The following is a 20099-nucleotide window of genomic DNA, read 5'->3' on the forward strand; positions in this document are numbered from 1 at the left end:
GCGGATTAAAAGTTTTTTAACAGAGTATATTGTCTACAAAGGGGAAGGTGGAATTTCAATATGTCAACACGTCAAGAAAAAATTCAAGCATTAGAAAAACAATGGGCAGAGAACCCTCGTTGGGCAGGTATTGAACGTGCATATTCAGCTGAAGAGGTTGTAAAGTTACAGGGCTCTGTTGTACTTGAACAAACTTTAGCAACTAAAGGTGCGGCTCGACTTTGGAACTCTTTACAAGAAGAACCGTTCATTAATGCATTAGGTGCATTAACTGGTAATCAAGCTGTACAACAAGTGAAAGCCGGATTAAAAGCAATCTATTTATCAGGCTGGCAAGTAGCTGCTGATGCTAACCTTTCTGGTCAAATGTACCCTGACCAATCCTTATATCCAGCAAACTCTGTACCAGCAGTAGTAAAGCGTATTAACCAAGCTTTACAACGTGCAGATCAGATTGATCATGCTGAAGGACGTGTAGATCAATTTGATTGGTTCGCTCCAATCGTGGCAGATGCTGAGGCTGGCTTCGGTGGTCCACTAAACGTATTTGAGCTTGTAAAAGGTATGATTGAAGCTGGAGCTGCTGGTGTTCACTTAGAAGACCAATTAGCTTCTGAGAAAAAATGTGGTCACTTAGGCGGTAAAGTTTTACTTCCAACACAAAATGCTGTTCGTAACTTAATTGCTGCCCGTCTTGCAACAGACGTAATGGGTGTTGATACAATCTTAATCGCTCGTACAGATGCTGATGCTGCTGATATGGTAACATCTGATATTGATCCACGTGATGCTGAGTTTATTACTGGTGAACGTACTCCAGAAGGCTTCTTCCGTACAAAACCAGGCATCAAACAAGCGATTGCTCGTGGGTTAGCTTACGCGCCATATGCAGATTTAATTTGGTGTGAAACTTCTAAACCATCTCTTGAGGAAGCTCGTGTATTTGCGGCAGCTATTCATGCTGAATTCCCTGGTAAATTGCTAGCATACAACTGCTCACCTTCATTCAACTGGAAAGCAAATCTATCAGAAGAAGAAATCGCAGAATATCAACGCGAGTTAGGTAAATTGGGATACAAATTCCAATTCGTAACATTAGCTGGTTTCCACGCATTAAACCACTCTATGTTCGAGCTTGCGCATGATTATAAAGATAATGGTATGGCTGCATACTCTAAGCTACAACAAGCTGAGTTTGCATCAGAATCAAAAGGCTACACAGCTACTCGCCACCAACGTGAAGTAGGTACTGGTTACTTTGATGACGTATCTCAAGTTATCTCTGGTGGTACTTCTTCTACAACAGCGATGGCTGGCTCTACTGAAACAGAACAATTCGTATAATTTTTATAAAGCACGTGTATTCCTAAATTCATAATCATAGATTAGTCTCCCCGGCTCCTCCTAAAGCGGGGGAAGACTACTTAAAATCGCAAAGGTGGGGGAAATAACTGATGGAACAAGCAACAACAGGTAAGCTTAAAATTGTTGGGGAACAAAATGAGCAAACAAAAGAAATTTTAACACCAGAAGCCATTGAGTTTGTTCTTGCCCTACACGAAAAATTTGATGCTCGTCGAAAAGAGCTGTTAGAGGCTCGTCAAGAACGCCAAAAACGTCTTGATGCAGGTGAGAAACTCGACTTCTTACCAGAGACAAAGCATATACGTGAGGGAGATTGGACAATTGCACCACTTCCAGCAGATTTACAAGACCGTCGTGTAGAAATTACAGGACCTGTTGACCGTAAAATGGTTATTAATGCTTTAAACTCCGGTGCAAAAATGTTTATGGCTTGCTTTGAGGATGCATCTGCTCCGACATGGGAAAACATGATTGGTGGCCAAATAAATATGCGTGATGCTATTAATAAAACAATTGAATTTACACAAGTATCTAATGGTAAAACGTATAAGTTAAACGAAAACACAGCTGTGTTATTAGTGCGTCCACGTGGTCTTCATTTACTTGAAAAGCATGTACTAGTAGATGGCCAGCCGATCTCTGGTAGCTTCTTTGATTTCGGTCTTTATTTATTCCATAATGCTAAAAATGCATTGGCACAAGGTACAGGACCTTATTTCTACTTGCCGAAGCTTGAAAGCCATTTGGAGGCTCGCTTATGGAATGATGTCTTTGTGTTTGCACAAGATTATATCGGAATTCCACAAGGGACAATTAAGGCTACTGTATTAATCGAAACAATTTTAGCTGCATTTGAAATGGATGAAATTTTATATGAACTGCGTGAACATTCAGCTGGTTTGAATTGTGGACGCTGGGATTACATTTTCAGCTATATCAAGCGTCTGCGTAATCAACCTGATGTAATTTTACCGGACCGTGGACAAGTAACAATGACTGTACCATTCATGAAGGCATATACGTCTTTATGTATTCAAACATGTCATAAACGTAATGCTCCTGCGATGGGCGGTATGGCAGCACAAATTCCTGTTAAAGGGGATGACGATGCGAATGCTGTAGCGTTTGCAAAGGTTGCCGAAGATAAGCGTCGTGAGGCAACAGATGGCCATGATGGAACTTGGGTAGCACATCCGGGTATGGTTGCAACGGCGATGGAACAGTTTGATGCGATTATGACGACACCAAACCAAATCGATAAAAAACGTGAGGATGTAAATGTTACAGCGGAAAATTTAGTAGCTGTTCCAGAAGGTACAATTACACTTGAAGGTCTTTGTGTTAACTGTAGCGTAGGTGTTCAGTACATTGCTTCTTGGCTACGAGGCAACGGAGCTGCACCGATTAACAACTTAATGGAGGATGCTGCAACTGCAGAAATCTCTCGTACACAAGTATGGCAATGGATTCGTCATCCAAAAGGTATCTTGGATGATGGCCGTGGTATTACATTGGCCTTTGTATTAGAAATCTTGGAGGAAGAGCTTGTGAGAATTAAAGAGGCTGTTGGGGAACAAGTCTATAACAGTGGCCGCTATGATGAAGCTGCTGAGCTGTTTAAATCTTTAATTGAACAAGACGAATTTGCAGAATTCTTGACGCTTCCAGGTTATGAAAAATTAGCTTAACTTGCTTTCAGCATAATTGATTTGAGATACGAATCTACTAAATGAACATATCCAACTTTCCTAAATTGTTGTGGACTAAACTCGAATGGAGTCCACTGTATTCCACTTATGTAAAGAGCGGGGTCTGTTCCCCCGTTCCTTACTGAAAAATGAACACGGTTACAAAAAGGGGTCTATTAATAAAAAGAGATTTAAAAGGGGTGAAGGATGTCTTACGAGCTTAGATGGGGGCTTGTAAGGCATTTTTTTATTTTCAAAAATATTGTAAGGGGGAAGTATAACATACGGAATAACGAGATATTATTGGTTCCTGGACCGATTAATAGGGGAAACATTAAATGGAATAGGAAGTACAGTTGATACAGAACAAGCTGTTATATGTTTGAAACAAAAATTAGCAATAGTTACGAAATAGGTAATTGAAAGGAGGTGTCTCGAATAAATCATGAGATATCTCCTTTTTTGATTATTTAACTATGGCAAGCACAAAACCATCGTAGCCTTTATTGCCAACTGTTTGTATAGCTGTAGATTCAATTCGAGATTCTTCTTGCAATAAATCCATAAACTGTCGCACACCTTGTACCCTTTCATCTACATTTTTTTCATCAATTACAGCGCCATCACGCACTACATTATCAGCGATGATTATTGCTCCTGATTTAGCTAATTCTAATGCCCACTTCAAATAGTGTGAATTATTGGGCTTATCTGCATCAATAAAGATTAAATCGAACAATGGCCCTGCTTTTTTCAAAATAGGCAATGTATCTAATGCCTTTCCAACTATAATTTCAACTTTATGTTCACAACCAGTTCTTTTAATATTTTCCTTGGCTACTGAGGCATACTCGGGATCAATTTCAAGTGTGTAAACTTTACCCTCGTTTGGAAGGGCACGTGCCATCCAAATACTACTATAGCCACCAAGTGTTCCGATTTCTAAAATGTTTTTTGCCCCTTTAATTTTGGCTAGTAAATATAATAGTTTGCCTTGAGTAGGTGAGACATCAATCTCCGGAATACTTGCTACTTTATTAGCTTGTAATACTGCTTCAAGTTCTGTGTCTGTCGGTATTAGTTTTTCCATAAAGTACTTATCTACATTATTCCAAACATTTAAATTGGTCATCAAACAGTCCCCGTTTCGTATTTTTTCTTGCAAGCTTGCATGTAAAGTGTATGATAGGATGAATCATAATAAAAATATATTATTATTATTAATTCATAACTTTAAGTTATGAGGTGAGGTGAAAACATGAATATTCATGGATTAAAATTGTTTTATCAAGTTGCTAATACTGGTAGTTTTACGAAAGTGGCAGAATTACTTCGTATTAGTCAGCCAGCAGTTTCAAGCCAAATAAAAAAATTTGAGCATGAGATTGGGATTCAATTATTTAAGCAACAAGGACGTGGCGTAGTATTAACTGAATTTGGGGAAGCTTTAGCGGAAAAAGCGAAAAATCTTGTTACGCTTGAAGAGCATATTATTTCGTTCATTGAAGATTATCGTCATGCTAAAGCAGGAACAATACATATAGTTGCTACATACTTACCGGCTAACTTTCTAATCCCTAAGTGGGCAGCTACCTATAAAGGGGCAAATGAAGACGTAAATTTAGTCATTACGACTACTAACACCAAAGACGCCTTTGAGCAATTAATTCAGTATAAAGCTGATATTGCTATTTATGGTGGTGGTATTTTAGAAAGACCGGAAGAAGTAGAGTGGGAGGAGCTTTTTGAGGATGAATTATGGTTTGTAGTCGCACCTGATCATCCATATGCAAATCAGTACATTACACTTGCTGACATGATGAAAGAGCCTTTTATTATGCGTGAGGAAGGAAGCTCAATGAGAGAGCATCTTTATTCTTTATGTCAAACGTATCAAGTCAAGCCACCTAAAGTCGCACTACAGTTTAATGGAATCAATGAAACGATCCGTTCAGTTATGGCCGGCTATGGTGCAAATTTTATTTCGTCACTAGCAGTTCGAGAGTATGTTGATAGTAGGCAATTGGCGAGAGTTTATGTAAAGGATGTTCATATTAATCATAAAATTGCAATTTGCACTAGAAAGAATGAAAAGTACAGTGTACTTGTGCAAAAGTTTATAGAAACTGTTAAGAACTCATTGTAATTGTTTCTTTATGCAAAAAAATGATTATTTGTTATATTGTTTGTATAACAATTTTGGAGATGATATTAATGTTTATGCAAATAGAGCCACAATCTGATGTACCAATCTATGAACAGGTAACTCGGCAAATTATGGAAGGGGTTGCGCGAGGAGAAATGAAGCCAGGAGATACTTTGCCATCTGTACGTAGTTTAGCGGCTGATCTGGGCGTCAATATGCACACGGTTAATAAAAGCTATCATGAGCTGGAGGAGAAGGGGATCATTACAATTAGAGCTAAATCAGGTGCTATTATTCGTTCAACGGAGGAGCGAGCGTTAACTCCTGAACAATTACAGCAACTTGAAAAAAGTTTAAAGCCGATTGTGGTTGAAGGAATGGTGCTCGGCGCAACTGCTGATCAAATCGAGCACATGATGAAAAAGGTATTTTCTGATTTGCAAATACCTGCAGAAGGGGTGTAGCACATGCTACTTGGCGTTTTTTCAACCGTCTACATCATTACACTTGCTCTACAATTATTCATTCCGTTTATAGTACGAGAGACAATTGCTTTTGGCGTTACAGTACCCGAACAAAATGTAAAACATCCTGTATTACGTAATATGAAAAAGCATTACACTCAAATTGTTGGAATTTCTGGCGTCATGTTTTTAATGATGATGATTGTTAGCTATTATTACCTTGCACCATCTGAGTTTATGCAAGGTAGCTTTCTGATTGGATGCTTGTTTGCGATGCTTACAGTTAGTATGACATTATATTGGATATACCACCAAAGAGTTTTAAAGCTTAAAAAGGAAGAGCAATGGGGCTTAAATATAAAACAAGTTCGTACTGTTGATGTAACGGCACGTAGTCGTGATGAAATGCTTCCATGGCCATTTTACGTAGTCCCTTTTGGTGTTACGGTGTTTCTCATTATCTTTACATTCCTTCATTATGACCAAATACCAGATGACATTGCTATACACTGGGGACCAAGTGGTGAAGCGGATTCATGGAGAAAGAAAACATATTTTACTGCGATTTCACTACCGCTTGTCATGCTAATGATGCAATGTATGATGTGGGGAATTGTAGATTCCATAAAGCGTTCTGCAATCAAGTTGGCCGTTAATCGTAAGGAAGAATCATTGGAAGATCAGTTGAAAAGCCGAAAGTATATGAGCTGGAACATTATGTTGTTAAGCTATGCCCTTACTATATTATTTACAGTATTACAGTTAAGCAATATCTATCCTTCAATGACTTCAGGAAATAGGCTATTACCGATATTTATTTTATTCTTATGCCTTGTTTTTGGCTCTGTCCTTATTTACGCATGGAAAAAACGCAAGCTGAGGGTGGAATATGGAAATAATGTTGCCTCAGAAGTAATGGATGTTGATGAGGATCGCTATTGGAAGGGTGGATTAATTTATGTGAATCGTCAAGATCCTTCCGTTTTTGTAGAGAAACGTTTTGGGGTCGGTTGGACGATGAACTTTGCAAATCCACGAGGCTATATTGTAATTGGCTTACCGTTACTTATATTGCTCTTGATTTCTTTCTTTTCGTTATAATATAAATGCGAAAGAAGTTAAAAATTCGCTACACTCTCGCGAGAAAGCGATCATTGCATTAGCAAATCGCCCACACGGATTGGAGCGGATTTTTTGTTAAAGTAGTGTATCGGAAACAAGTTGGATGGGGGTAAGCTTGAATGAAAATTCTCGTTGTAGATGATGATGTACATATTTTACAGCTAGTAAATATTTATCTGACAAAAGAGGGCTATCAGGTGATACAAGCGGAAAACGGACAACAGGCCCTTCAACTACTTGAGGGAAACTTACCTGATTTGGCTGTTGTAGATGTCATGATGCCAGGAATGGATGGTTTTACATTAACTAAGACATTGAGCCAGGACTACGATATTCCTGTACTGTTATTAACAGCAAAAGGCGAGCTTGAGGACAAGGAACGAGGTTTTTTGGCAGGCTCAGATGACTACGTTGTAAAGCCTTTTGAACCTAAAGAATTGCTGTTTCGCATAGCAGCGATATTGCGTAGATTGGATAAGAAAAACCAGGTAACCATCCAGGTGGGCCGGCTAGTTATTGATCGTCGTAGCTTTGAGGTGGTCATTGGGGAAGATACACTTGTACTGCCTTTAAAGGAGTTTGAACTATTGGCTTTACTAGCTTCCCGACCGAATCAGGTGTTTACACGAAGCTTTATTATGGAGCAAGTGTGGGGCTATGACTACGATGGAGATGAGCAGACTTTAAATACGCATGTGAAGCGGATTCGTGAACGGCTGCATCGTTATGAAACAGGTGTTGAGATTACAACGGTGCGTGGTGTTGGCTATAAGCTAGAGGTTATTGCATGATGAAAACGTTATATAGTAAATTTGTTGTCACGACAATACTCGTTATGATCGGCAGCTTGTGTATCGGCTTTTTAGCGACGAATATTTATTATCATCAAGTTGTAAAGGAAAAAAACGATGCGAAAAACGTGAAGATTGCGCAAGATATTGCGAAATACATTGAGTCGTCAAAGCCTAGCGATTTAGAAAATTATTTAACAACTCTTGGGGAAATAGGTTATCAGATTTATGTAACAACCGGTGACGAAAGACATTTTTTCGGCGGTAAGTATCGTGATAAAGCACTACCGCCCAAAACAGTCGAGCAGGTTTTAAACGGGGGAATTTATCATGGTATGCGTGATTTTCCTAAAGAAACTTTTGTGACCGGCTTTTTTGCGAATGAGTTAATAAATACGATAGGTGTGCCATTTACTTATGAAAATAAGCAGTATGCACTGTTTATTAGACCCGATATTCGCTTGCTGTTTTCTGAGGTTCATACGATACTTGGTGGACTTATTCTAACGATGACAGTACTTAGTCTGTTGGCAATGCTCCTTTTTGCTAAGGCACTAATTCGCCCTATTACACAACTAACAGAGGCAACACATCAGCTTGCACATGAAAAATTCGATACATTACTAGATATAGAGCGAGCTGATGAGATTGGACAATTAGCAGACAGTTTTAATGTCATGACAGAAAAATTACAGGAAAATGATCGAATACGTAAAGAATTTATTAGTAATGTGTCCCATGATTTTCAGTCGCCGTTGTTGAATATTCAAGGCTATGTAGATTTACTAAAGAATCCTTCATTTACCGATAAGGAGAGGCGGGAATATACAACGATTATTGAACTAGAAACGAAGCGTCTGTCGACATTAACTAAGCAATTACTATTACTAACGTCACTCGATCAATCTACAAGGTTGTTAAAGCGTGAGCCTTATCGTTTAGATGAGCAATTAAAGGAAACCGTAAGAAAATATCGCTGGCAGCTTGAAGACGCAAATGTACAATTATCGTATCAGCTTGAACCAGTAACATGTAATGGTGATGCTGGGCTATTGCAAAATGTTTGGGATAATTTATTGACGAACGCTATTAAATATAATGTCGAAGGTGGAGAAATTCATATTCACTTGCAAGAATTCTCAACCTCAATTGAAGTGCTTATTGAGGACAGTGGCATAGGATTGACTGCTGAACAACTACAAAAGGTATTTGATCGCTTTTATCGAGTAGATGAGTCCAGAACAAAGCAAGGTACTGGGCTTGGACTAGCCATAGTGAAGCAAATTGCTGAGCTACATGGGGGAACGGTTCATATGGAGAGCATTATGAATTCCGGCACAAAGGTCCGTGTTCACTTACCAAAATTGTAATGAGGAGTTCATGTAAAGTTCATGTTCATGAGATAAACTGCTGACTAAGTTGAAAAAAACTTAGGGGGAGTTATTGTATGGAATTAAAATGGAGTATACGCCTTATTCGTCTTGCTGCGATTTTTGCCTTATTGGGAACGTATCTAGGCTCACATATTTCCGCCTCAGGTAGTTATGAATATAGACCGATACATGCACATATTTTGCTCGTAGGTTGGTTAAGTATGTTTGCATGGGGCATTTTCTATCGAGCTTTTAAAGTGAAATCGCAAAAATTAGTGACAGCACATGGTTGGACGGCTATTCTCGGAGTTTTTGGTTTAACACTAGGCATGTGGTTCTACAATATAAATCCATTTCATTTTAGCAGTACATTTACATTAATTTTCTTTATCATAGGTGGGACAACGCTATTAATTAGCTTTGCTTTATTTATCGTTGTAACATTTATGGTGAATCTAAAAGAAGAAATGAAAAGCTAAACAATACCGTGTCACTGTCTTTATGAGGTGGCACGGTATTGTTTTGGAAGAACGGCTTTAATTGGCCTATTACACAAGGTTTGATATGATATTTTTTGAAACATATGCCATAAATAAGTTGATTGGAGTATAGACTGGGTGACTCCTTGGGGATTAGCGATATAGAGGAACGAAGGCTAAAAGCATCACGTCCTGTGATAACGCCTTCGTGACCAACATCCTATTGGCCCGAGATCCTGGAGCGAGCATCGAGAGTGAAGCGGCTCATCGGACGCCCCCAGGAAGCTCTGCTCTGCGCAAAAGCGAAGCGTCAGCAACAAAGCGCCCAGTCGGAACGGAAATCAACCCTACTTTATGGTGAGGAGTTCTTTTACTTTATACTTTCAAGAGACTTCTTAAGCCATTTTGTTGCCTCGGTATAGTCTTGTGCGACACCATGTCCTTTTTTGTAAAGCATACCGAGCTGGAATTGTGCTTTTTGATGCCCTTGATTGGCAGCGAGTCGATACAGCTGGGCTGCTTTCGCAAAATCCTTTGGTACCCCTTGTCCATGACTGTGCATTTGAGCTAATTGATATTGTGCTTTGGCATGCCCCGTAGCGGCAGCTTGTTCAAGCCATTTTGCTGCCTCGGTATAATCCTGTGCGACACCTTTTCCCTTATCAAATAAATTACCGAGCTGATATTGAGCACCTGAATGTCCTTGGATGGCTGCTAGTCGATAGCAGCGCCGTGCCTCTTCTAAGTCCTGCTCGACCCCCAATCCATGCTCATATAATAACCCTAATTGATATTCAGCCTGAATATGAGATTGATCAGTAGCGGCTCTCCACCATTTCACTGCTTCATCATAATTCAAGTTAGCTTCATATAATAATCCGAGCTCGTACTGAGCATCAGCATACCCCTTTTCAGCGGCAGCTTTGAAGTAAGGGAGCGCCTTTTCTGGTTGCTTAAGCTGGTATACATAAATACGTCCAAGCTCAAATCCTGCACTTATATGTCCAGTGTTAGTGGCTAACTGTAACCATTTTTCAGCTAAAGATATATCGTTTTCTTTGACATAGAGTACACCGAGGCAGTATTGAGCATTTAGGTGTCCTTTATGAGCTGCGAGCTTAAACCATTTTATAGCCTCTATACGATCCTGAGGAATACCTTGACCAGTGTTATATAGCATTGCCAATTGAAATTCCGCATTAGTATGATCTTGAAGTGCAGCTAAATGGAACCATTGTGCAGCTTCTTCAAAATTTTGTGAGATGCCACGACCTTTAAGGTACATATAGCCAAGATTATATTGAGAACTTGCATCACCAGCTAATGCGGCCATTTCAAAACAGGCTATAGCTTCCTCATAGCTTTGCTCGACGCCAGTTCCGTTGTGATAAAGGAATCCAAGGTTATTTTGAGCACTTGTATTCCCTTGATTGGCTGCTAGCATGTACCATTGTGCTGCTTCTGCAAAGTTTTGTGGCATACCAAGACCTTGATTGTATAGAACCCCCAGATTGTACTGTGCATCTGCGTTTTCTAAATCTGCAGCAGCTTTATAATAGCGAGTAGCTTCTTCATAGTCTTGTACAACACCATGTCCTAAATGATAGAGCACGCCTAAGCTATAAAGTGCATTTACATCTTTTTGAGCAGCTGCACGTTCATACCACATTTTTGCAACTGCATAATCTTTCTTAACACCACGCCCTTGATTATAAAGAGCACCTAAATTATATTGAGCACTTGCATTCCCTTGTTTTGCTGCAAGCTCAAACCAGTTTGCGGCACTTTTATAGGCCTCAGTTGATTGATTATCTTGAAGAAGCATATTTACATCAAAAACTGAAGTTATATGTTCAAAACTAGGGGCTAAGCGAATCATCTTTGCCTTTACGCTAAGGTCATAGCGTTTAATAAACCATTCTACAATATCACTTATATAATCAAGAACAATTTTTGCAACCTTTGCTTCCACAATTTCACTACTATTACTAGAAGTCATTTTGTTTACAAGATTCATTAGTAAATAAATGCGACGAGGATGAATTTTTGCCACAAAGCTACGATTATTGAGTAATGACCGAATGTTTTTTAGCTTTGGTTCTGAATCCATTTCTAGTTTATAAAGCTCATATAAAATTTCCTCCAGTACAAGGAGTGATTTTTGTAAAGATAGAGCTGGCTTTGACGTGGCGAGAGAGCTAGCATCCTGTAAATTTTTAGCCAATTTAAAGAAGGACAAAGCTTTTAGTTTCTTACATTGATCTTGGAGAATATCATATTGAATGACGATAGCACTCACCTCTTTCATAAATTCCTCTTTTTTCATATATCGGGAAAATACCGTTATTGTTGAATTGTCCCCGGTACATGATACTATGTGTTATAAGGAAACTCGTCGAGGTTTGAAGTAGCGATTAAAAAAGTAAATCTGTCAAAGTTTCATGTTATCCGGGGGATAGAGATGATGAAAAATATTGCAGCAATTATACCAGCCTATAATCCACAACAGTCACTTATAACCTATGTCCATCAGTTATTAGCTACCACTATTAGCCAAATTATTATTGTCAATGATGGTAGCGATCAAAAATATGCAAGTGTATTTGAAGAGTTAAAAAAGATTGATTGCTGTCGAGTACTAGAGCATGACCACAATGTTGGTAAGGGAGGCGCACTAAAAACAGCCTTTGCCTATGTAAGGTCGCAAAGAAGCATGTTTCAAGGTGTCATTACAGTAGGTGCTCATGGGCAACATACTTTACAAGATGTAAAGCTCGTTTTAACGATGACAAAGGTATTTTCTGAAGGAATTGTGTTAGGAGTACGTAACTTCCATTCGGCGGACAGTAGCCTTTTATCCTACTGCGGTAATCGTGCAACAAGTTTGTTTTTTGAAATCCTTTATCATAGAAGATTAGTGGATACCCAAACAGGTTTGCGGTTTATTTCTATAAAGGAACTACCGTGGCTGATGAAAGTAAAAGGTGAACGATATGACTACGACACAAATATGCTAGTCGCTGCGCTTAAAAGAAAGTGTCCAATTTTTGAGGTAGAGATAGGGCAGTTACGGATAAAGAAAAATACAGTGATACAGTATGATGAAATAACAAATGCAGGGTCAATTATTGCTACCATGCTTATGAATTATTTAAAACCGAGGGAAAAATAGCTACATGTTTAATTTTGTAATAGGATAATAATTACTCAATAGCGTAGCGAGTATAGAAAGAAGGAGCAATGATGATGGAATATTCAGATCAAGTGAAAAATCGTGTGAAGCGCATGGAAGGACAGCTACGTGGGATTTTAAAAATGATGGAAGAAGAAAAGGACTGTAAGGCAGTCATTACTCAATTATCGGCCGTACGTTCAGCAGTAGATCGCACAGTTGGTGTAATTGTTAGCACGAATCTTCTAGAATGTGTACAAAATGCTGAAGGTGATGGCGAGAAAATGAATGAAGTTATTCAAGAAGCAGTTAATTTAGTTGTAAAAAGTCGTTAACATAAAGAGAAGCCTGCTCGATAGAAAATGGCTAAGAAAACTCACTTAAAACAGGTGAGTTTTTATTTTTGTACAAAAATATAGTTTAATTCGATACTTATTTTTTATTAGAGGGAGTTTATACCTATGTGATGTTTGAAGGTAATGCAGTTAAAAGTCACAGTTAGTGAACTTGTCCGATAGATTCGTAGTCACTTTCTCTGTTATTCTAATTACAAGAATATAACAAATGGGAAGGTGATTTATTGTGAAAAAATGGTTGATAGGCGGAGCGGCATTGCTGATGTTAAGTCCAACAGCAGCCTATGCTCAACAGGCGGATGCTCGTTCAGTAAATACTTCCCCAATAAGTGCACATCATGTAGTAGCTAGTACTAACGTAACAACTTGGGATCAATTCACAACAGAAATCGTAAAGCAATTAAATAATTTCGCTCCCGAAATTAACATTACATATAGTGGACCAATGACAGATTTCAAAAAGAAATTTATGGAATCCTTTAAAAAAGCACAGGAGCAAGCAGTCTATGCGGGTGGTCATATGGAAAGTACCAATATTTCTGCAGACTCAACAGGCAATGTAACGTTTAAAGTGAAGTATTTGACAAACCAAACGCAAGAAGCGGCGGTGCAAAAAAAGGTTGATCAAATATTAAAAGCGATTATTAAGCCTTCGATGACAGAGTTCGAAAAAGTAAAAGCGATTAATGATTATATCGTGTCAAATGCTACATATGGTACTAAAACAAAGGCTAGTCCCCATAGTGCTTATGCATTGTTAATGGAAGGACAAGCTGTGTGTCAGGGTTATGCGTTAACGGCTTATAAAATGTTGGATCAAGCTGGATTTGATGCAAAGTATGTTGTTGGAACTGTTAATGGTAACGTGGCGCATGCATGGAATTTAGTAAAGGTTGATGGTCAGTGGTATCATTTAGATACAACATGGAATGATCCATTACCAAATCGTTTTGGCGCTTCTTCGTACGATTATTTTTTAGTAACGGATGCACAACTAAAGAAAGATCATAAATGGATAGCATCCAATTATCCAGCTGCAACAAGTTCAAAATATAACTATATGCTAAATGTTCATTTTGCATATCAGGATAAAAATACACTATACTTTAGTAATACAGCCGATAAAGATAAATTGTATAAGCTTGATCTAGCAAGTGGTAAGAAAACAAAGGTTATTGATAAACGTGCCTTGTATATTACTGGAGCAGATGACTCTTTATATTTCAGTGATTACAGTAACAGCGGTTACTTAACAAATTTAAATCTAAAAACATTAAAAACTGAGGTGCTCGTGAAACAAGCAGTTACAGATTTAAGAATTAACGGTAATTTTTTAGTTTATAATGTTAAGGGCAACGAACAGAAACTTAAAATTAAATAAGAATATCCTTATCTATTGATAAAATGAAAGCACAAAAGGGCCTCCAACTGAGCTCTTTGTGCTTTTTTTGTATATAATGAATACAGGAAACAGGTTGGAGGCGAGGATTTTGTGGAAAAAGTTAGCCATTATCGTAATAATCATTATTTTTATTGACCCCATTTATACGGCTGGTAAGGCAGTTGTACAACAAGTGATAACTTGGGCCAATAATGATGAGATAGAAACGATGCTTCTTTCAACAAAGGAAAAAATCATAGACGTTACTGCTAAACTTTCAGAGAATACCTCCATTGAAACGGCCACAGCACCTATAGAAGAAAAACCAGAAGAAGGAGTAGCCGTTACAGCTCCTGCAGTCAAAAAACCTGAAGCGAAGTTAGTTGTAACAAATGCAAAGGAAATGGCTGATGCGATGTATGCGTACTACAGTAGTTTTTCACCTACTTTTGAGATTCAATATAAAGGCAATACACAACGAATTGAACAGTTAGTGGAAGAAGCTTATGAAAATGCTATAAAACGAGATGATTATGTATATGGCCATATTAGTAAACACTCAATTCGTTTTGAATATGGAGGAAGAACTGCCAAAGTATTTGGGGAGCAAAGTTATTTAATGACACCAGAGCAGTCCGGATATGTTGAAATGAATGTTCAAGAGGTCGTAGCTTCTATTGATAAACAATCATTAAATGATGTAGAAAAGGTTAGGGCTGTCAATGATTATATTGTTGCCAATACCGCGTATACGGATCAAACGAATTCAAGTCCACATAGCGCTTACACAGTGCTTGCGGAACATGGTGGCGTTTGTCAGGGCTATGCATTGCTGGCTCATTCGATGTTACAAAAGCTAGGTATAGAAACAAAATATATAGTAGGCTATGTCGGAAAGGAAGGACATGCATGGAATTTAGTAAAGCTGGATGGACAATGGTACCATCTCGATACTACATGGAATGATCCGGTGCCTGATCGTAAAGGGGCAGTGCGTTATCAATATTTTTTAGTGGATGATCGAACGATGGCAAAAGATCATACGTGGATTGCTGGAGACTATCCGAAAGCAACGAGTACAAAGTATAACTACTTTCACAATGTAGATTTCGCTGCAAAGGTAGGGCAACAAATATTTTATAGTAATGTTTCTGATAATAATAAATTGTACGTGCTTGATTTAGAAACAGGTAAATCGAAACGCATTTCCAATTCACGCGCACAGTACGTTGTTTATGCGGATGGTTGGCTATATTTTAGTAATTATTCACAAGGAGCGTATTTAACGAAGATTCGTCCGGATGGGAGCGGAGAACAAATATTAAATAGGGAAGAAACAAAGGATTTATTTGTGAAGGACAACTATTTATATTTTACGACAAATGAACTGAAAAAAATGGCGCTTTAACTTGATCAATAAAATGATATGAGTGACATGCCAGAAGATACACGTTATGTGAAGTGCTCGCTTTGCAGAAGAGTAGTACTTTGTTTAAATGCACCTAGATTCCATTGAACATAATAGTTTTCAACAACATGAATGGCCTATGACATTACAGATTGTCATAGGCTCTTTTTGTTCGCTCTATAAGATAATGGATTGGGGGATGTTGACACAGAGAAACTTCAATTTGCGGATACATCGATTTCATTTCCTGTGAAAAAGTTTTAAAAATTAATGGATTATGCTTAATGGCACCACCATTACAATAAAGGCTAAAAGTGTCGCCTTGATAGTCGGTTTTTTTCAACACAGCACATGCAAGGAGCGCTAGTTCTTGGGCAGCACGCATTGATATTTGGATGGCGCATGGATCCTTTTTGTCCACGGCATCGGCTAAAAATGCCCCCATTTTTGCAAGCTGCGCGTTCGTGTAAGATGGATGGAAAAGCCATGTAGCTAGCTCTGTGACGTCTTGGATCCGTAAGTGATTATAGACAGCATCTTTTAATAGAGTCGGCTCATCGCGCCCGTCCTCCATGCGGAAAATAGCGCGTATTACTTCTTGACCGAGCCAATAGCCACTGCCTTCATCTCCAGCACGATGCCCCCAGCCACCTGCACGTACTATTTGCGTACCGGTAAATGCGTAAGCAATGGCTCCTGTTCCAGCGATGAGTAACGCTCCTGCCTGTCCAGCAGTAACGCCAAGTAAAGTGGCTTGCGCATCATTTTCTATAATAAGCGTATCTATTTTTAGCTGTAATGTTGATACGGCGTTATGAACGATTTCTGATACGATTTCTTGATCTTTGGGAGAATCAATCCCAGCCATTGCGAAGGTTGCAACAGCAATATTTGCGTCATCTTGCTTTTGTAAAAAGTCCTGCACATTTGCTAATAACGCTTGCAATATTTCTGTAGCAGATGCAGCACCGATTGCTTGATAATTCGAGCCACTTGTTGATGTTGTATAAATTATTTCACCTGACTCGGCATGTACGAGCGCACATGCCGTTTTTGTAGCACCACCGTCAATAATAAGTAGCCATCCCATCATTGATTCCATTCCTCTAAAAATACTGTTAATTGTTTTTCTGCTTCAATAATTTTAAATTCCTTCAAACGAATCCACTCATAAAGATTATGAGAATTTGTCTTGGAGTGTTCAAGAGATTCTTTCATCGTTGCGGGTGCTGGACCACCAGGTAATGTACGTACACCAACGAAGGTCTCCGGCTTTAATGTGTTATAAAAATCTTCCTCAGAAATTTTTAATGGTTTACCTGTAATTAATTTGGCTTGTGTATTAGTAAGCCCCCATGTAAGACTTGCTAAAGATTCCTCACCATGAGAGAGCAATACTTTAATACATTTACTAACAATACTATGTGCCTGCCGGAATGAAATCCCTTCAGAACGCACTAACGTATCGGCAAGCTCTGTGACATTGGCAAAGCTATTGTTTGCTCGATTTCTTAGTTTTTTCTTGTTTACATCCATCGTGACAACTAGCGAACCAAATAGTTCGTAAATACCTATTAAACGGTCGATGGCGCGCCATAAATATGGTTGCATATCATCTTCTGTGTCTACAATATCTCCAAAAGGTGTATTATGTACCATCTGTAATACTGTACTAGCGTCACCAACAACCGCTGATAGCAATGAACGTGTATGCTCTATTGAAACAGGATTGCGTTTTTGTGGCATGATCGAGCTAACTTGTACGTACGGGCTCGCCAACGTAAATGCATTGAATTCCTGTGTAGCCCATAGTAGAAAATCCTGGGATGTACGGCCAAGATTAAGTGCTGCAAGCTGAACGATACTCGCTGCCTCTGCGATATAATCTGCACCAGCAACAGCATCCCACGCATTCTCGATAATATCATCGAAAGCCAATAACTCACGCATGCGCCCTCGATTAATATTGAAGCCTGTTGTCGTTAATGCTGCTGCTCCCATACTACTGCGATTCACCGTTTTGTAGACATGCTGTAAACGTTCAAAATCACGTTCAAGTTGATCGATGACAGCCTTCAAATAATGAGCAAAAGTTGTTGGCTGTGCCTGCTGCGTATGTGTATAGCCAATCATAATCGTATCAACGTGCTCCTCAGCAGCTGCGATTAAATCATCCCGTAATGTCAATAATTCTCGCATAAGCAATAACAATTTTTTTCTTAAAGTCATTCGATAGATGGCAATGCCCATATCATTACGACTTCGCCCAATGTGAAGATTTCCAGCAACATCTCCAGCAAGCTCTATTAATTTATTTTCGATGCGGAAAAACAAATCCTCATATAGTGGGCTGTAATCCTCTATACGATAATAGTTCAAATCTAGTTTCTTTAGAGCGATTCCGATTTCTTTAGCTTCTTCTTTTTTTACTAGTCCCTGTTCTTCTAACATTTTTAAGTGTGCAATATTGATTTGTAGAATAATTGTTAAAAAGTTTTTCTTGGCTTCATCGTAAGCCGGCTGTAAGACAATTTTACGATAAATATTAGAAGGGAAGATCATCCCATCTTCTTGCTGTGTTTTGTTGCGAAAATCTTCAAACATATGAATTGCCTCCTATTAGATTAGCAGTTATATGGCCGAACCAGCACTGCCTTTAGATAACTTCTCAGAAATAATAAGCACAATTAAAATTAAACAAATTTGTAATACTCCATATGCACAAGCAGTTCCAAATTTAAACGAATATAGTTTTTGGAAGATCGCCACTGATAATGGGATGGTTGACGTACTGTAAATAAGAATAGACGCTACGAATTCGCCAAAGCTTTGAACAAGTGCTAGTAACGTACCTGCCAAAATGCCCGTAAATGTAAGGGGAAGTACAATACGTCTAAATGAATACCACCATGTTGCACCTAAACTCCGTGACGCTTCTTCGATAGATTGATCTAATTGAACAAGTGATGCCGATGTCGATCGGAAAACAAGAGGTAAATGTCTAATAAAATAAGCTAACGGCAAAATCCAGAACGTCCCGACAAGAACTTGATTAAAGGCGAATATATTTTCTGTACTAAAAGCAGCAATCAAATTGACAGCTACAACCGTTCCCGGCAATGCCCAAGGAACCATAATTAAAATATCGAGTAATGTTTTACCTTTAAAGTTTAAGCGAACCATTGCATAAGCTGCTGCAACACCGAAAAGAATGTTGCCGAATGTTGCAACAATCCCCATTTGAATGGAGTTCCAAATCGGTCGCCACGTCCGTTCATCTGTAAAAAGTGCTTGATAATGATCCAATGTATAGTCTGTTGGGAGGATTTGTGTTTTCCATGCACCATCAACGGAAAATGAAATTAAAATAAGCAGTAAAATCGGCAAAATTAAAATTAATGTGCCTATGAAAGATGCAATAGTCGCCATAATTTTCATGCCTCTTGAAGACACTTCAGAACGGTGAACACTAATCCCTTTACTGAGGTTTTGATAATTTCGACGGTTTTGATACCAGCGCATCACAATTAAAAAGGTAATGGACACAAAGGATAAAATCATAGATTGTGTCGCTGCCATATCTAAATTCCCATTCGTACGAGATAAATAGATTTGCATGGTCATCGTGCGTTCGACACCGAACATTAAAGGTGCAGTGTAGGATGCCATAGATATCATAAAGACGAGTAAGGAGGAGGCAACAATCGAAGGTGTTAACATGGGCAAAATAACCTTTGTCCATACCCGAATACGCCCGGCACCTAAGCTAGTAGCGGCTTCTTCTAAAGCTGGATCAAGACCTTTTATAGCTGCTGAGGCGGTTAAGTAGAAGTAAGTGTACATAGTGAATGTATGTACTACGATAACTCCCCATATGCCTTTTAATGAAAAGGGTACTTGCTCTAAACCGAATAGGTGCTGAAATGCACGCGGGAAAATACCACTGTCTCCATACAAAAAGGTAAAGGACAGTACACCTACTAACGGAGGAAGAGCCATAGGTACCAATACTAAAACAGAGAGTATCCGTCTACCTGGGAAATTATAGCGTTCCAGAAGAAATGCCATAGTTACACCGACGATCGCACAACAAATAACACTGATAGCGGATATATATATACTAGTCCACAATGCCTCTATATTTGCTGGGCTAGCTATATTAAAGAAATTTTTATAATTAGAGAGTGCATCATCACCTGAAAAGCTCTCTTTAAACGTTTGATAGAACGGGTATACCACATAGGCAAACAACACTAAAAATAAAGGTGCAACTAAAATATAGACAAACCAGTTCGAGCTAGTTAGACGTGTCCATGCATTTCCTTCAGAAGAACTGTGGTGTGTTTTTTCCATG

Annotated in this window: 17 protein-coding genes; 12 read left to right on the forward strand and 5 right to left on the reverse strand. The window is 38.7% G+C overall.

Annotated elements, in window-relative coordinates; translation table 11 throughout:
- Positions 1 to 60: 60 nt before the first annotated feature.
- Together aceA and aceB are read left to right on the forward strand one after the other, a co-directional pair.
- The gene (gene aceA / locus AC3WSO_RS01775) at positions 61 to 1344 is read left to right on the forward strand and encodes an isocitrate lyase (RefSeq protein WP_492528202.1); all 1284 of its coding nucleotides are present in this window, start codon (positions 61 to 63) and stop codon (positions 1342 to 1344) included.
- A 110-nt stretch (positions 1345 to 1454) separates the two neighbouring features.
- Positions 1455 to 3053, forward strand: coding sequence for a malate synthase A (gene aceB, locus AC3WSO_RS01780; RefSeq protein ID WP_492528204.1), 1599 nt, complete (start codon positions 1455 to 1457; stop codon positions 3051 to 3053).
- 466 nt (positions 3054 to 3519) lie between these two features.
- Here the strand turns inward: aceB and AC3WSO_RS01785 are convergent, their stop codons facing one another.
- Positions 3520 to 4185 carry an O-methyltransferase gene (locus AC3WSO_RS01785; protein ID WP_492528206.1) on the reverse strand — a complete coding sequence of 222 codons (666 nt, stop codon included), beginning with the start codon at positions 4183 to 4185 and terminating at the stop codon, positions 3520 to 3522.
- 126 nt (positions 4186 to 4311) lie between these two features.
- Here AC3WSO_RS01785 and AC3WSO_RS01790 point away from each other — a divergent pair, with 126 nt between their 5' ends.
- The 6 genes from AC3WSO_RS01790 (at position 4312) to AC3WSO_RS01815 (ending at position 9428) form a co-directional block, all read left to right on the forward strand.
- Complete coding sequence (locus AC3WSO_RS01790) at positions 4312 to 5199, forward strand: LysR substrate-binding domain-containing protein (RefSeq protein ID WP_492528208.1); 888 nt, start codon at positions 4312 to 4314, stop codon at positions 5197 to 5199.
- 68 nt (positions 5200 to 5267) lie between these two features.
- The gene (locus AC3WSO_RS01795) at positions 5268 to 5663 is read left to right on the forward strand and encodes a GntR family transcriptional regulator (protein ID WP_492528210.1); all 396 of its coding nucleotides are present in this window, start codon (positions 5268 to 5270) and stop codon (positions 5661 to 5663) included.
- Between the two features lie 3 nt (positions 5664 to 5666).
- On the forward strand, positions 5667 to 6764 hold the full coding sequence (locus tag AC3WSO_RS01800; RefSeq protein ID WP_492528212.1) for a DUF1648 domain-containing protein: 1098 nt from the start codon (positions 5667 to 5669) through the stop codon (positions 6762 to 6764).
- A 140-nt stretch (positions 6765 to 6904) separates the two neighbouring features.
- On the forward strand, positions 6905 to 7576 hold the full coding sequence (locus AC3WSO_RS01805) for a response regulator transcription factor (protein ID WP_492528214.1): 672 nt from the start codon (positions 6905 to 6907) through the stop codon (positions 7574 to 7576).
- A complete protein-coding gene (locus AC3WSO_RS01810; protein ID WP_492534220.1) occupies positions 7576 to 8946 on the forward strand; it encodes a sensor histidine kinase in 1371 nt (456 codons plus the stop codon). Before AC3WSO_RS01805 ends, AC3WSO_RS01810 begins: the two co-directional genes overlap by 1 nt.
- Before the next feature lie 77 nt (positions 8947 to 9023).
- The gene (locus AC3WSO_RS01815; protein ID WP_492528216.1) at positions 9024 to 9428 is read left to right on the forward strand and encodes a hypothetical protein; all 405 of its coding nucleotides are present in this window, start codon (positions 9024 to 9026) and stop codon (positions 9426 to 9428) included.
- Positions 9429 to 9798: 370 nt separating this feature from the next.
- On the opposite strand, the gene AC3WSO_RS01820 is transcribed toward AC3WSO_RS01815, so the two are convergent.
- The gene (locus AC3WSO_RS01820; protein ID WP_492528218.1) at positions 9799 to 11736 is read right to left on the reverse strand and encodes a tetratricopeptide repeat protein; all 1938 of its coding nucleotides are present in this window, start codon (positions 11734 to 11736) and stop codon (positions 9799 to 9801) included.
- A 153-nt stretch (positions 11737 to 11889) separates the two neighbouring features.
- On the opposite strand from AC3WSO_RS01820, the gene AC3WSO_RS01825 reads away from it, so the two are divergent.
- The 4 genes from AC3WSO_RS01825 (at position 11890) to AC3WSO_RS01840 (ending at position 15745) form a co-directional block, all read left to right on the forward strand.
- Entirely contained in the window at positions 11890 to 12600 is a 711-nt protein-coding gene (locus AC3WSO_RS01825; protein ID WP_492528220.1) for a glycosyltransferase family 2 protein, read from the forward strand.
- A 74-nt stretch (positions 12601 to 12674) separates the two neighbouring features.
- Positions 12675 to 12935 (forward strand): metal-sensitive transcriptional regulator, encoded by a 261-nt coding sequence (locus tag AC3WSO_RS01830; RefSeq protein WP_010857552.1) that lies wholly within the window; start codon positions 12675 to 12677, stop codon positions 12933 to 12935.
- 247 nt (positions 12936 to 13182) lie between these two features.
- On the forward strand, positions 13183 to 14337 hold the full coding sequence (locus AC3WSO_RS01835) for a transglutaminase domain-containing protein (RefSeq protein WP_492528222.1): 1155 nt from the start codon (positions 13183 to 13185) through the stop codon (positions 14335 to 14337).
- A 109-nt stretch (positions 14338 to 14446) separates the two neighbouring features.
- Complete coding sequence (locus tag AC3WSO_RS01840) at positions 14447 to 15745, forward strand: transglutaminase domain-containing protein (protein ID WP_492528224.1); 1299 nt, start codon at positions 14447 to 14449, stop codon at positions 15743 to 15745.
- A 145-nt stretch (positions 15746 to 15890) separates the two neighbouring features.
- On the opposite strand, the gene AC3WSO_RS01845 is transcribed toward AC3WSO_RS01840, so the two are convergent.
- Genes AC3WSO_RS01845 through AC3WSO_RS01855 form a run of 3 tightly spaced genes read right to left on the reverse strand, consistent with a single transcriptional unit; the run spans position 15891 to position 20098 of the window.
- Positions 15891 to 16838 carry an N-acetylglucosamine kinase gene (locus tag AC3WSO_RS01845; RefSeq protein WP_492528226.1) on the reverse strand — a complete coding sequence of 316 codons (948 nt, stop codon included), beginning with the start codon at positions 16836 to 16838 and terminating at the stop codon, positions 15891 to 15893.
- Complete coding sequence (argH, locus tag AC3WSO_RS01850; RefSeq protein WP_492528228.1) at positions 16835 to 18349, reverse strand: argininosuccinate lyase; 1515 nt, start codon at positions 18347 to 18349, stop codon at positions 16835 to 16837. The genes AC3WSO_RS01845 and argH overlap by 4 nt, the downstream gene beginning before the upstream one ends.
- 27 nt (positions 18350 to 18376) lie before the next feature.
- Positions 18377 to 20098 (reverse strand): ABC transporter permease, encoded by a 1722-nt coding sequence (locus AC3WSO_RS01855; protein WP_492528230.1) that lies wholly within the window; start codon positions 20096 to 20098, stop codon positions 18377 to 18379.
- Between the last annotated feature and the right edge of the window lies 1 nt (position 20099).

Source organism: Lysinibacillus sp. EB106-09-02-XG168, from assembly GCF_058791475.1.

Bases quoted from the DNA above. Each gene is read 5' to 3' on its own strand.
- AC3WSO_RS01845 (WP_492528226.1), bottom strand. From the start codon at position 16,838: ATGATGGGATGGCTACTTATTATTGACGGTGGTGCTACAAAAACGGCA.
- argH (WP_492528228.1), bottom strand. From the start codon at position 18,349: ATGTTTGAAGATTTTCGCAACAAAACACAGCAAGAAGATGGGATGATC.
- AC3WSO_RS01805 (WP_492528214.1), top strand. From the start codon at position 6,905: ATGAAAATTCTCGTTGTAGATGATGATGTACATATTTTACAGCTAGTA.
- AC3WSO_RS01810 (WP_492534220.1), top strand. From the start codon at position 7,576: ATGAAAACGTTATATAGTAAATTTGTTGTCACGACAATACTCGTTATG.
- aceA (WP_492528202.1), top strand. From the start codon at position 61: ATGTCAACACGTCAAGAAAAAATTCAAGCATTAGAAAAACAATGGGCA.
- AC3WSO_RS01815 (WP_492528216.1), top strand. From the start codon at position 9,024: ATGGAATTAAAATGGAGTATACGCCTTATTCGTCTTGCTGCGATTTTT.
- AC3WSO_RS01855 (WP_492528230.1), bottom strand. From the start codon at position 20,098: ATGGAAAAAACACACCACAGTTCTTCTGAAGGAAATGCATGGACACGT.
- AC3WSO_RS01785 (WP_492528206.1), bottom strand. From the start codon at position 4,185: ATGACCAATTTAAATGTTTGGAATAATGTAGATAAGTACTTTATGGAA.
- AC3WSO_RS01800 (WP_492528212.1), top strand. From the start codon at position 5,667: ATGCTACTTGGCGTTTTTTCAACCGTCTACATCATTACACTTGCTCTA.
- AC3WSO_RS01795 (WP_492528210.1), top strand. From the start codon at position 5,268: ATGTTTATGCAAATAGAGCCACAATCTGATGTACCAATCTATGAACAG.
- AC3WSO_RS01820 (WP_492528218.1), bottom strand. From the start codon at position 11,736: ATGAAAGAGGTGAGTGCTATCGTCATTCAATATGATATTCTCCAAGAT.
- aceB (WP_492528204.1), top strand. From the start codon at position 1,455: ATGGAACAAGCAACAACAGGTAAGCTTAAAATTGTTGGGGAACAAAAT.
- AC3WSO_RS01825 (WP_492528220.1), top strand. From the start codon at position 11,890: ATGATGAAAAATATTGCAGCAATTATACCAGCCTATAATCCACAACAG.
- AC3WSO_RS01790 (WP_492528208.1), top strand. From the start codon at position 4,312: ATGAATATTCATGGATTAAAATTGTTTTATCAAGTTGCTAATACTGGT.
- AC3WSO_RS01830 (WP_010857552.1), top strand. From the start codon at position 12,675: ATGGAATATTCAGATCAAGTGAAAAATCGTGTGAAGCGCATGGAAGGA.